The organism is Terrimonas alba, assembly GCF_042434975.1.
Lineage (GTDB): Bacteria > Bacteroidota > Bacteroidia > Chitinophagales > Chitinophagaceae > Terrimonas_B > Terrimonas_B alba.
Window position 1 is genome coordinate 697,970 of sequence record NZ_JBHMQM010000002.1, and the last position, 13,607, is coordinate 711,576.

Genomic DNA, 13,607 nt, shown 5'->3' on the forward strand with positions numbered 1-13,607 from the left:
ATTTAATTTCAAAATGACCATAAAAGGATCAGGGAATTGATTTTTTGAACAAAAATGTAATCTATATTCTATATGAGTCGCTTTTGCAAGCCGTAGCTCTTTATGAAGTATTAAAAAAAATTTAGGTAACGATTAGCTACCGCAGGCAGGTTCGTGTCTTTTTGTGCCCGTTGTGATCCTTGATTCGTCCAATTGTTTGGGCATCCTCTTTTATTTTTGAGCTATGAATATATTGATAACCGGCGCAAACGGATTTTTAGGATATTACTTGGTGCAACAGCTACTGGAGGCGGGATTTAATGTAATTGCCAGCGGCAAAGGCGAGTGCCGCCTGCCATTTACGGACAAGGATAATTTTACCTACGTTCAAATGGATTTCACAGACCCCTACAGGGTACATGATGTGTTTGAAAACTTTCACCCGGAGATAGTGGTACATGCAGGCGCCATGAGTAAACCCGATGAATGTGAATTGCAACAGTGGCAGGCCTACCTGGTAAATGTGGAAGGAACGGTGAATGTGCTGATGAATGCGGCTGAATGGAAGAGCTTTTTCGTTTTTATTTCAACCGATTTTGTTTTTAACGGCGAGAAGGGAATGTATACAGAAGAAGATAGTCCCGCGCCTGTCAATTATTATGGAAAAACGAAACAGGAAGGCGAGGAAGCAGTAAGAGAATATGAGTTTGACTGGGCAATTGTAAGAACGGTGCTGGTGTATGGAAAGCCTGCATTCAACCGTTCCAATATTTTAACGATAGTAAAAGAGAAACTTGAAAAAGGCGAGACATATAATGTGGTGGATGATCAAATAAGGACGCCAACTTATGTAGAAGACCTTGCCAGGGGAATTGTGCAGATCATTCAAAAAAAAGCGACAGGTATTTTCCATTTGTCAGGGAAAGATATTATGACGCCTTACCAAATGGCCTGCAGGGCAGCCGATCATCTTGGGTTGGATAAAAATTTAATCACCAGGGTAACGGCGACTCACTTCACTCAACCTGCCAGGCGGCCCCCCAAAACAGGATTCATCATAGATAAGGCCAAAACACAGCTAGGCTTTGACCCAATTTCATTTGACGAAGGGTTGAAGAAAACTTTTGCCTGAATGCTAATGGTTTTTTGCAAATACTTTTTCACCCGCTGCAATCATAACAGGCAGTTGGTTTTCTTTGGGCGGAATGGGGCAATTGTACTTCCCGCTGATATAAGCACAGTAAGGATTGTAAGCTTTGTTGAAATCGATTATCACTTTGTTATAAATAATATCTGAAGTGCTCATATCAATATAACGTCCGGCCGCATAGGTTTCTTCCCCACTGGTAAGGTCGGTAAAGGGAAGAAACAGGTGATCTTTATATTCGTCGGTATTCATCAGGTTTTGCGACTGGTAAATGTTCAGACTCACAGCGGTATCATTAATAGTAAAATGTGCAACACCGTATACCCGGAACGTTTTTTTAATGATACCCGATGTTTCCATCGAAAACCATTTGCTGTCAGGCTTTTTTTCAAACAAGGCTGTTACTTTATATTTTTCAGTAATAGGGTAGAAGCTTAAAAACTGCTTGTCTTCACCCGTCACCACTTCATGTTTCTTTACATAATCAGTCAAATACTTTTGCAACGAATCCCTATAGCTGTCCTGGGCTTGGCTGGTGAATGCGATCAAAATAAAAATGCTATAAACTATAGTTTTCATATGTTCATTTTTATTGTTTTTTGGCCATCCCGAAGCATTTCGGGACAAGTTATGGAATCTTACCTGCCGGCAGACAGGTTCGCCAAAAGAACTTACAGCGGGTGATAGACATTATCACGGCTCATTTCATAAGTCGAAAATACTGATTCGCTTTTTATCAACGACGGGCCAGGTTTTTTACCATTATATGATTGGGAGCTTCGGAACTGGAAAGACAGGAAACCTCCGTGCTGATATACTTAAACCGGATCCTTGTACCTGTTGTCCCAAGAGATGATGGCAAATTGATAAAAACCGCATTGCTGCAATTAAAGGCTGTACCGCTTAGGACAGTAGCCCGTAAGAACGAATATTTATCCGGGTCCGGGTTATCAATCGATACCAGCCACGAATCGGCGAAGCATCCGCCTTTTACTTCAACTCTTCCGGTTACGAAATCGTCATTGTTTTTTGTGCACGAAAGGCTTAAAAACAAAAGGGTGAAAATAGGAAGTAAGGACTGCCGCATAGCTTTTTTTTCGCTGACAGCGCCGGTTTGATTTTCGTTGCATGTGTTTACAAGAGTGGCAAATGAACTTCGGCCATCATGCAGCGGGCACTACCACCACCATTTGTTTCTATGGTAGTAAGCGGTGAGTGAATGATCCTGTTGTACCTGCTAAGTTCTTCTATTTGATCGTTTGTCAACGCATCATAGGCTTGTGTCGACATGACAAGCAGCTTTTCACCCTTGTCATTTTCTACCTGCAACATATTACCGGCAAAATGATTGACCTGGTGAAGGGTAATAGCAATGATTTTCTTATGGCTGTTAATAATTGTATCTGCTACCATTCTTTGCTGTTCAGGATCGGAAATACTTTCGAGGCAGATCACCACGTATCTATCCGCTACGCACATCAACACATTGGTATGATAAATAGCCTGTCCATTGCCGTCGGTTGCATTAAACACTACCGGTCTGTATCCCATTTTTGTGCAAAAGTCAGCGAGCACTTTTTCGTTGGTTCGCGGAGAAAGGCAGGCATAGGCGATATGATTGTCCCTGTCCAGCACCATGCTTCCTGTTCCTTCCAAAAAGATATTTTCGTTTTCGTAATTGCTAAGATCAATTTTCTTAGCAATGGAAAATTTTTTGGTGATGGTGTCCAGTACATGTTCTTTCCTTTCAGCCCGCCTGTTGACTGCATACATCGGGTAAAGCAACAATGTTCCATCGTGATGAAACGAAACCCAGTTGTTCGGGAAGATAGAATCCGGAGTATGGGGGAGGAGAGTGTCTTCCACAACTGTTACTTCAACTCCATTTGTTCGTAAAACATTGACAAAATCGCCGAATTCAGTCAATGCTTTTTGTTGTATATCCGCTTCATTGCTTTTTACCTGGAATGCATTGTTAACGGCTGTTTCGGCATTGTAGCCAAAATTCACCGGTTGTATCATTAGTAAGTGGGATGTCGTTTGCATAAAAAAGATTGAAGTTGGAAGTAAGAATCGGGATGTCAGAGGTCGGGAGTCAGAGCCCAAGGCTGGAGTTTATTTCTGGCTCCAGACATCGGGCTTCAGGCTTCTGTCCTCAGACATCATCTCTCAAAAGCGGCATACTCATACAATGAAAACCTCCTCTTGCTCTCGACAATTCTGCGGACGGCATAGTGATCAGCGTATTTTCAATTTCTTTGACTTCTATCTCGCCATTTTCCAGTTTATTGACGAGTTCGTGTGCATGGATAATGCCGAATCCTGCTTGCTTAAAGGCTTCCATTGTTTTGTCGTTCCTGTCGTAGCCTAACACAACACCTTCCTTTAATGCCAGCAGATTGCAGGAATCGGTCCACTGCTCTCTTGCATCAAAAGGAAATTCGTTATTGCCCGAGTAAATGAACTTTACTTTTTCATCACAGCCAAGGTCGTTCTTACTTATATCGATCAATAGTTCTTCCAGGTTGTCAAAATATTCCGGTGTTGAAGGATCTTTTTTCCGGAACTGGATGATACTTATTTTATCTTCTTTTTTGCTTCCCTCCAAAACTCTCTGTACCGGGTCGGCATCTTCCATCTTAATAGCTTTGCGGGAAAAAGCGCCAAGTAATACCCAAACGTTTCGTTTTACCTGGGTGAACACCGTATCAATATGCATGTAATCCCTTTTCTTGGGGATTTTTACAATCGTGATTTTCTTGACGATATTTTTTTCAAACAGAATTTTAATACACTGATGTGCCGCTTCCATCGTTGTTCTTTCACTGATGCCCACCAGCAGGTGATCTTTGGTGACAACCATTATGTCACCACCTTCCAGCGTCACCTTTTTATCATCTCCATCGCGGGGTAATAAAAAATGATAAGAAGTATTGGGCAGTTCAATAATGTTGTTACGATAGTCGGCAAAGAGTGGATGCGAATAGAAAATATATTTTACGAGCAATGCTTCACGGGTTCTTGCTTTTTTTGCCGGCTTGTTTAGCAGAATATGATCATTGATAACGATACCAATATCACGGGTAAAGATCAGGTTGGGAATAGGAGGGAAGAGCATTTCCTTATCGTTGGAGGTGCCGCTGATAAAGACTTTCGCTAATTCTTTTCCGTCTAACTGTGCCAGCTGGTCCTGTAGCTCGTATGAGCAATTTTCGATGGCACACACGGAAGCAACCAGCTTCAGTTTGATTTCATGGTCTTCCAGTATTTCACCCAACAACCATTGCAGTTCTACTACTTTATCGGACTTAAAAAAATGGTTGTGATCCGGTTTATAAAAACTAAACTCATTTTCATTGTCATCAATATGTTTTAATCGACCCCTGATCTTTTCGGGATCAAGAAAGTAAAGTAATAGTTTGGTATAATAGTCATATTCTTTACGGCGGATAGTTTCGAGATGGACAATATCTTCAAATAGCCAGTCCTGGGCTTTTGACGGAACTACTTTTCCCAGGCCGCTATCAGGACTGTGTACCAATAAGCGTCGTAAAGTGCCAATTTCAGAAGTGACATTAATCTTATTCTTCATTTTTGCCATACAGTCAATCTTTTTAACCCAAAAATTTATGTAAGAAGCTTGTGCTTCTAAAGAGTGCTTACGCAGATATATCAATCGGGGATATAAAAATTGGCCGGGATGAAACCGGCAAATCTGTTCATGCGGATATCAGTGTTTCGGCGCATAAAACCTGCAATCGTACTGTAAAGGTAAGGAATAACGGCCCGAGGGCAAATGGGGTGATGATTGTTTGAGGTTTGATGTTTGAAGTTTAAACCCTCAAACATCAAACCCGGAATATCAACTTTTAGTGATTATTGATGCACGGCCAGCAAAGGAACTGAACTATTAAAAGCAAGTTTTTTAGTATGACTGCTGCTAAACAGGCTGTTCATAAATGTATGATTCTTGGGAACAACGATCAGCAGGTCGATATTTTTATCCCTTGAAAATTGATCCACCGCCTCATAAAAATCATTCATACCGATAAAGTAGAATTCAGGATTGAATTCAGCGAACATCTGCTGCATTTTGGCTCTTTCGGTGAGGTATTCTTCAGTCAGCGCTACATAATGCTCGTTGTCTACATTCACAATATGCAGGTTGGCATTAAATATTCCCAGCACCGTTTTAATTGCTAAAACAGGTGTTGCATCTACATCCTTAAAATCAGAAGCCAGGCTTACATTGTTAATGCCATTAAACTTGGCAGCCGGTGGAATGATCATCACCGGGCATATTCCTTCTTCCGCCATTTTCACCGTATTGCTGCCCATGAAGAATTGCCTCCACTCATCTTTTTCAGTGATGCCCATCACAATCATTTCAGCGGTTTTCTGGTAGGCCAACCGGCTAAGGTTATCAATCAGGTCAGAGCCAAGCTCTTTTATGATCTCAATATTGCTTACACCACTTTCTTCCATTTCTGCTTTAAGACTTTCAAGATATTGTGTCGCTGTCGTAGCTTCTTCCTCGTCTTTGAACATATTATAGAGGATGACACGGGCATTTGCTTTTCCGCTTAGCATTTTAGTAGCGTAGCGAACCGCATTTAAAGAAGTTTCGGAAAAGTCTACCGGAATAATAATGTCTCTCATATTAAAGATGTTTGCTGGTTAGAGTCCCTCATAAGCTTCTCAGTTTTTATAAAGGGTTGGTTGGTTTCGTAAACAAAGAAACTGAAAATAAAGAAAGTCATCAAAAATCAAAAATTTGTTTAGCCTGTAAAATACTTTTAGAAAGAAGGGAAGATTAAGTTTGCATTTAATTAGAAGATAAAATGACCGATGACGTGAAACAGGATTTAGATAAATGGTTTAGTTCCGACAACCAGTTTCATGCTTTATTCCCTGCTTCCGTTCATGAATTGGCCCGCAATCATTGGACACCGTTGCGGATAGCACAGAAGGCGGCTGATTTCCTGGCAGCGGAAGCTGGTGTGAAGATATTGGATATTGGCAGCGGCATTGGCAAATTTTGCCTCGCTGCCGCCTACTACAAACCCAATGCATTTTATTACGGCATTGAGCAGCGGGAAGACCTGGTGGCTTATGCTGAGAAAGCCCGGCTTTTTTTGGGTATGACCAATGTGTCTTTTGTCAAAGGCAATTTCATGGAGCTGGATTTTTCTCACTATGATCACTTTTACTTTTACAATTCATTTTATGAAAATCTTATTCATACCCATAAGATCGATGAGAACGTCAATTATTCCATAGAGTTATATAACCAATATAGCCGATACCTCTATCGGCAGTTATCCAGAAAGCCATCCGGCACCAGGGTTGTCACTTTTCATGGCATGGATGATATTTTGCCGCCGGGTTATCTGGAGGGAGGAAGCGAAGTAAATAACTTGTTGAAATATTGGATAAAAGAATAAAGATTACAATGACCCAATAAAAAAAACCGCCTCATCAGAGCCGGTTTTTTTTATGTCCTTTTTATTGTTCTTCTTTTTTACCGAATATTTTTTTCAAGAATCCTTTCTTTTTTTTAGGCTCATCGGTGGGTGAACCGATAGGCTTGCTTTCACTCTTTTTTTTATCGCCAGGATTTTGGTTGCCTAATGAATCTTTTTTTGTCGGTTTGGGTGCATCATCTTCAACCACTGGTTTTGATTCGGGGCCAATATAATTGTAATCATCGGCTGTACCCACTCCCTGGTCAGCACCCTCTGCTTCCGGATTGGGGGCAGTATCCACGGGCATGATATCGGCGCTGTTGATTTGATTGTCATAATCAGCAGGCTGTACAAAATGTGCGTCTCTCTCTATTCCCAGCGATTTATCTGCATATATTTTTTTAAAAAATGCTTCCCAAATTGGCCTGGCCGCTGCACCGCCAAAGCCACCTGCACTTTCGTTCCTGATAAAACGATCATCACAACCCACCCAAACGCCACCTAACAGTTGAGGAGTATAGCCCATATACCAGGCATCTGCATTGTCATTGGTGGTACCTGTTTTGCCGGCCATTTCTGCAGCGCCTAACCTGTTTCTCAGGCCTGCAGCAGTTCCCACATCAACAGTGCCCTGCATCATTCTTGCCATGCGGTAAGCAGTGATCTCGCTGATTGCTTCTTTACGGTTTACACTGTAATCAAAACGTTTGATGACATTCCCATTTCTATCTTCAATGCGGCTGATAAAAAATGGTTTGGTTGAAAACCCGCGACCGGCAAAAATGGAATAGCCCCATAACATTTCAAATAGTGAAAGATCACAGGCTCCAAGGGCGATAGATGGAAAGGCTTCCACTTTAGTCGGGATATTGATACGTCCCAGGAAATCGGCAAACTGTTTAGCACCAACCTGCTTCATGATATAGGCCGTTGCACAGTTTTTTGACCAGGCCAATGCTGAAGCCATTGTCATGGTTCTTCCACTACAGGTTTTGGTAGTAGCAGGTACTAACTGATTCTTACCGAAACTTTGTTGCTGGTCTATCACCTCTGTTTCAGGAGTAAAACCTCTTTCTTCCATGGCCTGCGCATACAGCAGCGGTTTGATGGTAGAGCCAACCTGGCGTTTTGTCTTCAGGTTAGCATGATCGTATTTATAAGTTTTGAAATTGATGCCGCCAACCCAGGCTCTTACTTCGCCGGTCAACGGGTCCATCACCATAAAAGCCGCTTGTACCATTTGCCGGTGGTATTTGATGGAATCATAGGGCGTCATCACCGTATCTTTTTCACGATGGCTATTCCAGGCAAAAACTTTCATCGGCACTTTTTTGTAGAAAGTTGCTTTTATTTCTTTGTCGGTAAAGCCTTCATCCGCTAAATATCGCCAGCGATCACTTTTTTTCATTTCAGCCTGCAACACATTCTCATGGCCCTTCCATACGGACCCGGTCTTTATCATCCGCTGTGCATTCAATGCTTTTTGAAGAACAGGCATTTGGGAGGCAGTCGCCTCTTCTGCATATTCCTGCATACGCGGATTGATGGTCGTATAAATTCTCAACCCGTCTTTATAAATATCGTACGGTTCTCCATTGGGTTTTTCCAATCCTTTTAATGCGGCCCTCACTTCATCTTTCAATACTTCGCGGAAATAAGGAGCATAACCGGTATTCTCATCCAGTTTTTTATAACGTGTTATATCGATCGGCAATGCTTTTAATTTTGCCGCTTCAGCCGCAGCTATCTTTCCATTCACTTCCATTTGACCAATTACCACGTTGCGACGATCCAATGCTGCCTTCGGGTTTCGTACGGGGTTATAAATTGTATTTCCTTTTAACATACCCACCAGCAATGCAGCTTCCTCTACTTTCAGGCGATCCGGTTCTTTTTGAAAAAAAGTGCGGGAGGCATTACGAATGCCATAGATATTATTACCAAACGGAACCGCATTCAGGTACAAGGTCAGAATCTCTTCTTTGGTAAAATTTCTTTCTAGCTTTACTGCAATGATCCATTCTTTTAATTTTTCAATTACCCGCCATGCCCTGTTTTTACTTCCCTGCTCCAGCAATGCCTTGGCCAATTGTTGGGTAATAGTACTGCCACCGCCCTGGCCGCCTAAAGTAAATACGGCACGCAGGGTAGATTTGAAGTCAATACCCGCATGATTGTAAAAACGTTCGTCTTCGGTAGCGATCAGCGCATTGGTGACATTGCCAGAAATATCGCGGAATTTTACATTGCTGCGGTTGCCCCGCTCTGTATAATATTTGCCCATCAGGGTACCGTCATTGGCAATTACTTCAGAAGCTTGCTGTATGGATGGATTTTCTAATTCTTGCAGGGAAGGCATATTTCCAAACACGCCAAAATTGGCCAATGCGATCAGTAAAGCAAATGCCAATAAGCCAAAAAGAAAAATGCGCCAGAAAATGCGAACTGATTTTGTCATTTGAATATTTTTTTATTGCTGTGGCTTGCCTAAATTCAACGGGACGATAAATAAATAGGTTAGCAAAAAGCAAACCGAAATTAGTTAAAAGATGATTACTGGTAGTAGTAAAAAGCAATGATCTTTTTACGCAAATACTTAAAATTTTCCCGGAAGATTTTTATCCAAAAACTGTTTGTATTTCTCCAGGTCCTTACTGCTTTTTAGAATTTCGAGGTTCCGTTCCGTAATAATCGAAAAACTGTACTTACCACCCTTTAACCACGGAATAATTTCTGTAGCAGTTCTTGGTTTGGTTTGATCTACATAAGTGATAGCTTCAACGGCATTTTGAAAAGGACTGATCAGCAACAGGCGATTGTCGGCATCGATATCGATCAATTCAGCCTGCATTTGTTTGTTATAGTAGTTGTCCCGGTTGTGCCGTGCAAAAGCATTCTTTGTTTCGTTGACAAATATGGGGTCGATTTTGTTTAAAATAATGATCACATAATGCGGGGCATTGGCTTCAAAACTATAAGCTGTTGGGTCGGAAGTCTGCTTGAAGAATTGTTTGCTGACACTATCAACAGCGGGTTTATTGACCACTAATGGTTGCTGCACCGGCTTGATAACAACCGTATCTTTTGTGGGTAATTGGGTTACTGTTCGCGGAATAATTTTTATCGGTTGTCTTGCCACACTATCTTCTGCCGGCATTACGATCACCATATTCCGTAGCTCATCTTCTATTTCTTTGCGGCGTTTTAATACATTCAGCATGGTTTCAGCCCTGGCTGCCAATGGTGTACTGCTAAACGTTCGCAGGATATTATTCAGAACAACAGCTGCCGTGCTATCATCCCTTTGTTTGATGTGATATACCGCTTCGATATACAGTAATTGAGGTGTCCAGTAATTACTGCCGTGCGTACTGTCCGCACTTTTTTTCATCGCCAGGGCTTCAGCAAAATTTCCTTCAATAAAAAGATCATAGATCTTTTCATATGTCTTTGTCGCTTCTGGCTGAGGGCCTTTTGTTATCGGGTTTTTCCCGGTGGTAATGATTGTGGTAAAGAGTTGACCGGGATATTTTTCACTCATCAATTTTTTTATTTCACCAGCCTTCGTCGTTTCCCCATTTTTATTGTAACAGTAATAAAGGTTAAAGAGCAATTCAGACATTTTTTTGAATTGAGGAAAACGTTCTCTCAACTTTTCAAGTGTTTCAGTGCCGCCTGCACAATCTTCCAGTTCTTTAATGTATATAAGACCAGTCTCAAACAATGCGTTTTGAATGGAGTCATTTGAGAGTTCAATTTTTTCCGGCGTCAGCGGAAGCCTTTCAAAAAGAAGATCGTATGTAATTTCCTGCGACTGATCTGAAGTGGCAGCTTGATTCACTACCGTAGGTCGATGTCCTGCTTTTGGCCTGATGCCGGCATTTTGCGTGGCCATGCGCCGCCAGTTATCAGTATTTTGCCGGCGACCCCACCTGGATTCGAAATCAGCAAGACCTTTGTCACGTGAATTCTTATTATAGAAATACCATTCCCCTTTTTTGTCACTGTCGATAAAGAGTGACGGAGCAGCTTCCTCTTTGGTGTTAAATTTCTTAAGTACAACACCTTCGTCTTTCAGTCCCTGTTCCTTGCGCAGCTTGCGTACCAGTTTTTTTATAAAGTCTTTTCTTTCATCTTCAGGCATGGCAGCTATCCGTTGCAGGCTATCCTGTCTTGCCACGATTTCAATGCTGGCCGCAAGTCTTGCCAACAGTTCCTTTCTTTCAGTGATGGCCTGGGGATCTTCGATGGTTGGATCGCCCAGTTGAAGGCTGTCATAAAAATTGTACGATTGGCGATATTGTCGTTTGATAAAGGAAAGATCGGCCAGTTGTAAAAAAGCTCTGTTGCGCTGGGAAGGATTGTTAGTATTGTATTTCGTGCTTTTTAAAAGCAATGGCAAGGCTCCGTCAATATTGTTTCGCTCCAGTTCCATTTGAGCCGCCATATAGTAAATGATGTCACGATAGTCCAGGTATTTATCGCGTTTTGCCATTTTCAATAGAGTGGCGATGTTTTTATCAATATAATCTTCGCTGCTGTCTTTATTCACCCTCACCATACCTAATCTGGCATATACATCCATGATCGGATCAGTAGTATGATTTACTGATTCATTGTACCATTTTTCTGCTTCTGTTCTTTTGCCCGTAAGTTCATAAAGTTGTCCGAGTAAAAATTCCCATCTTGCTTTTTCACTTTTGCGGGTCGCATTGCTCAACGCGTTTTCAAGATGTACGACAGCGCTGTCCCAATTTTTTTGTTTATAAAAATAGTAGGCCTGTACTTCCTCCAGGTCGTTGTGCAAACGGGCCGGAAATTGAGGATCATTTTTCAATGCCTGTATCAGGCTGGAGGCATCAGCAAATTGATCCTGTGCCAAATGATTCCTGATCTGCCAGATAAAGGCGTCATTCCGGCTGGGCGGCTCGGAAAATATGCGTTTGCTAAGCGTATTTTTTTCTTTTGTAGAAATAGCGATAGCACTGTTGCCGTCCCTGGCACTGCCGATTGTTTTGTAGTACCCATCTTTTTCCTTTTCGGCAAATGCATAATTGATGAACTGGAACATCAAATGAGCTGAATCAAACTGTTGCTTCAGGTAATAGGAGGCGCCCCACAGCAGGTAAAGATTATCAACCCAGTCGTTCCGGAGGTCATGCAATACGATACCGGTTTGAGCTTTATACGAAATAGAGTCCAACTGAATGCTGTCTGCAGCGGTTTCATCAAGGGTATAGTTATAAAAAGGGAGCAGCTCAGCATAGTCTTCTTTAAAATTTGACTTGGCCCTGTCGAGCACTTCGTTCAGCTTATTATTCGCATTGAAGAAATAATTGTAATGCGTAATGGTATTTTGAATGAATCGTTTAGGGGTGGTAAATTTTTTTTGATCTGATTTTTCTGATCGCAACACCCTGTTCTCAAACTCTTTCGGTTTTTTTACGTCGAGTGCGATACCTAACTGGCCAAAAGCCGGCACTGCCAGTTGGCTCAACAAAAAAGATGATAATACCAGGATAATATATCGGGTCAGTGACATGCGCTAGCTAGACTCTTATTAACTGAAATTCAAACATTTTAGTATAAAACGGGCTATCTTTTTTTGTACAACTTGTAAAGGTAAACCCAACCTGTTGAAGCTTCAAAAAATAAGAACCGGGAAAACGAAAATAGAGGAAAATTTTTTTTAGCCTGCTGATTCATACCAAAGAGTAAAAGACTCCGGTTAAAGCCTGGCTACTTTTTACTGATAGCCTGGCATTATTTGATCAGAAGTTTTGCCTCGTGGTTAAGAAAAGATGCCCGAAGGATTTTATACCTCATTTCATACCTTAGCCGCCATAAAATAAATTCATGGCAAAACTGGATGCAGGTGACACGCTAAAACGGTTGCGAAATCGTTATCGGTTGGTAGTAATGAATGATGATACGTATGAAGAAGTAGTGACTTTTAAATTATCCCGGCTTAGCGTTTACATAGTTTTGAGCACAATTTTTGTTGTATTGGTTGGCCTGACAGTAGCACTCATTGTTTTTACGCCGTTAAAATACTATATCCCTGGCTATGATGACCTAAGAGTGGGAAGGGAATACCGGCAAATGAAATACCGGGTAGATTCACTGGAAAAACAAATGGATCACCAGACCAGGTACATTGATAATATCAAGAGAGTATTGAACGGAGATGCGGCCGCCCTTGATACAACGGTCTTAAAGGTACCGAAAGATGAGTTGTCGGAAGATTAGTGAGTAAGAGAGGGATATGAAATGCAGTTGAAAAAGTATAGCTTTAAAGAATATCCAATATAGACTCGGGCTGACTGAGTATTAAATCAAATATCTATGTTTAACTCAAAAAACAAAACTAACATGGCACTTGAAAAACCAACTAATGGCAATGGCACCACCCTCATCGGTGCCGGAACAACTTTAAAAGGAGATATCAGTAGCAATAGCGATCTCCGTATCGATGGAACGGTCATCGGTAACATTCAAAGCACGGCCAAAGTGGTGATCGGCGCTAATGGAGTGGTAGAAGGTGATATCACCGGAAACCAGGCTGACATTATCGGCAAAGTAACCGGCAATATCAAAGCAAAAGACCTGTTGCAATTAAGAGGTGATTCTGTAGTGACAGGCAATCTTTACGCAGAGAAATTGCAGGTAGAGCCTTCAGCTAAATTCAACGGCCAATGCCACATGGGTTCCGCCGGTATCAAAATGGTGGAATCAGGTAAAGTTGATGAAGAGGAAGCCGTTCTCCAATAATAGTACAAGAGATTTATTACGTTATGCCGGTTTAGGCGCCCAGATGCTGGTGTCTATTGGCATTGCTATATTTGCCGGCCTCAAAGCCGATCAGTGGTTGCATAGTTCGCCATTGCTGACCTGTGTATTACCTTTGCTCGTCCTTGGGGCTATTCTTTACCAGGTCGCCAGGCAGACAGGACGTAAGAAGTGAAAAGTAATAAGTGAAAAGTGAACGTGATATCGTTATTGCTGCCCGCTACTTA

Annotated in this window: 12 protein-coding genes; 5 read left to right on the forward strand and 7 right to left on the reverse strand. The window is 41.7% G+C overall.

Annotated features, from left to right (window positions below):
• Positions 1 to 223 precede the first annotated feature (223 nt).
• A complete protein-coding gene (locus ACFEL9_RS07840) occupies positions 224 to 1,111 on the forward strand; it encodes an SDR family oxidoreductase (protein ID WP_385888030.1) in 888 nt (295 codons plus the stop codon).
• Between the two features lie 3 nt (positions 1,112 to 1,114).
• Here ACFEL9_RS07840 and ACFEL9_RS07845 read toward each other — a convergent pair whose 3' ends face one another.
• From ACFEL9_RS07845 to ACFEL9_RS07865, 5 genes are all read right to left on the reverse strand, one after another.
• Positions 1,115 to 1,705 carry a DUF1684 domain-containing protein gene (locus ACFEL9_RS07845; protein ID WP_385888032.1) on the reverse strand — a complete coding sequence of 197 codons (591 nt, stop codon included), beginning with the start codon at positions 1,703 to 1,705 and terminating at the stop codon, positions 1,115 to 1,117.
• 157 nt (positions 1,706 to 1,862) lie between these two features.
• On the reverse strand, positions 1,863 to 2,213 hold the full coding sequence (locus ACFEL9_RS07850; protein WP_385888035.1) for a hypothetical protein: 351 nt from the start codon (positions 2,211 to 2,213) through the stop codon (positions 1,863 to 1,865).
• A gap of 47 nt (positions 2,214 to 2,260) precedes the next feature.
• Positions 2,261 to 3,172, reverse strand: a complete 912-nt coding sequence (gene ctlX / locus ACFEL9_RS07855) for a citrulline utilization hydrolase CtlX (RefSeq protein ID WP_385888037.1) — start codon at positions 3,170 to 3,172, stop codon at positions 2,261 to 2,263.
• Between the two features lie 109 nt (positions 3,173 to 3,281).
• The gene (locus ACFEL9_RS07860) at positions 3,282 to 4,727 is read right to left on the reverse strand and encodes an arginine deiminase family protein (protein ID WP_385888039.1); all 1,446 of its coding nucleotides are present in this window, start codon (positions 4,725 to 4,727) and stop codon (positions 3,282 to 3,284) included.
• Positions 4,728 to 5,002: 275 nt separating this feature from the next.
• Positions 5,003 to 5,785: a universal stress protein gene (locus ACFEL9_RS07865; RefSeq protein WP_385888042.1), complete on the reverse strand. Its 783-nt coding sequence runs from the start codon at positions 5,783 to 5,785 to the stop codon at positions 5,003 to 5,005.
• Positions 5,786 to 5,979: 194 nt separating this feature from the next.
• Between ACFEL9_RS07865 and ACFEL9_RS07870 the strand changes: the two genes are divergently transcribed.
• Complete coding sequence (locus ACFEL9_RS07870) at positions 5,980 to 6,570, forward strand: methyltransferase domain-containing protein (protein WP_385888044.1); 591 nt, start codon at positions 5,980 to 5,982, stop codon at positions 6,568 to 6,570.
• 61 nt (positions 6,571 to 6,631) lie between these two features.
• Here ACFEL9_RS07870 and ACFEL9_RS07875 read toward each other — a convergent pair whose 3' ends face one another.
• Both ACFEL9_RS07875 and porW read right to left on the reverse strand, forming a co-directional pair.
• Positions 6,632 to 9,049, reverse strand: coding sequence for a transglycosylase domain-containing protein (locus ACFEL9_RS07875; RefSeq protein ID WP_385888047.1), 2,418 nt, complete (start codon positions 9,047 to 9,049; stop codon positions 6,632 to 6,634).
• Between the two features lie 138 nt (positions 9,050 to 9,187).
• On the reverse strand, positions 9,188 to 12,133 hold the full coding sequence (porW, locus tag ACFEL9_RS07880; protein WP_385888050.1) for a type IX secretion system periplasmic lipoprotein PorW/SprE: 2,946 nt from the start codon (positions 12,131 to 12,133) through the stop codon (positions 9,188 to 9,190).
• A gap of 314 nt (positions 12,134 to 12,447) precedes the next feature.
• Between porW and ACFEL9_RS07885 the strand changes: the two genes are divergently transcribed.
• The 3 genes from ACFEL9_RS07885 (at position 12,448) to ACFEL9_RS07895 (ending at position 13,555) form a co-directional block, all read left to right on the forward strand.
• A complete protein-coding gene (locus tag ACFEL9_RS07885; protein ID WP_385888053.1) occupies positions 12,448 to 12,840 on the forward strand; it encodes a hypothetical protein in 393 nt (130 codons plus the stop codon).
• A gap of 123 nt (positions 12,841 to 12,963) precedes the next feature.
• Positions 12,964 to 13,362, forward strand: a complete 399-nt coding sequence (locus tag ACFEL9_RS07890; RefSeq protein ID WP_385888056.1) for a bactofilin family protein — start codon at positions 12,964 to 12,966, stop codon at positions 13,360 to 13,362.
• On the forward strand, positions 13,337 to 13,555 hold the full coding sequence (locus ACFEL9_RS07895) for an AtpZ/AtpI family protein (protein WP_385888059.1): 219 nt from the start codon (positions 13,337 to 13,339) through the stop codon (positions 13,553 to 13,555). Before ACFEL9_RS07890 ends, ACFEL9_RS07895 begins: the two co-directional genes overlap by 26 nt.
• The last annotated feature ends 52 nt before the right edge of the window (positions 13,556 to 13,607 follow it).

Excerpts from the sequence above, each read along its gene's own strand:
- ACFEL9_RS07840 (WP_385888030.1), top strand. The coding sequence starts at position 224 with ATGAATATATTGATAACCGGCGCAAACGGATTTTTAGGATATTACTTG.
- ACFEL9_RS07865 (WP_385888042.1), bottom strand. The coding sequence starts at position 5,785 with ATGAGAGACATTATTATTCCGGTAGACTTTTCCGAAACTTCTTTAAAT.
- ACFEL9_RS07895 (WP_385888059.1), top strand. The coding sequence starts at position 13,337 with ATGAAGAGGAAGCCGTTCTCCAATAATAGTACAAGAGATTTATTACGT.
- ACFEL9_RS07845 (WP_385888032.1), bottom strand. The coding sequence starts at position 1,705 with ATGAAAACTATAGTTTATAGCATTTTTATTTTGATCGCATTCACCAGC.
- ACFEL9_RS07890 (WP_385888056.1), top strand. The coding sequence starts at position 12,964 with ATGGCACTTGAAAAACCAACTAATGGCAATGGCACCACCCTCATCGGT.
- porW (WP_385888050.1), bottom strand. The coding sequence starts at position 12,133 with ATGTCACTGACCCGATATATTATCCTGGTATTATCATCTTTTTTGTTG.
- ACFEL9_RS07885 (WP_385888053.1), top strand. The coding sequence starts at position 12,448 with ATGGCAAAACTGGATGCAGGTGACACGCTAAAACGGTTGCGAAATCGT.
- ACFEL9_RS07875 (WP_385888047.1), bottom strand. The coding sequence starts at position 9,049 with ATGACAAAATCAGTTCGCATTTTCTGGCGCATTTTTCTTTTTGGCTTA.
- ACFEL9_RS07850 (WP_385888035.1), bottom strand. The coding sequence starts at position 2,213 with ATGCGGCAGTCCTTACTTCCTATTTTCACCCTTTTGTTTTTAAGCCTT.
- ACFEL9_RS07860 (WP_385888039.1), bottom strand. The coding sequence starts at position 4,727 with ATGGCAAAAATGAAGAATAAGATTAATGTCACTTCTGAAATTGGCACT.
- ctlX (WP_385888037.1), bottom strand. The coding sequence starts at position 3,172 with ATGCAAACGACATCCCACTTACTAATGATACAACCGGTGAATTTTGGC.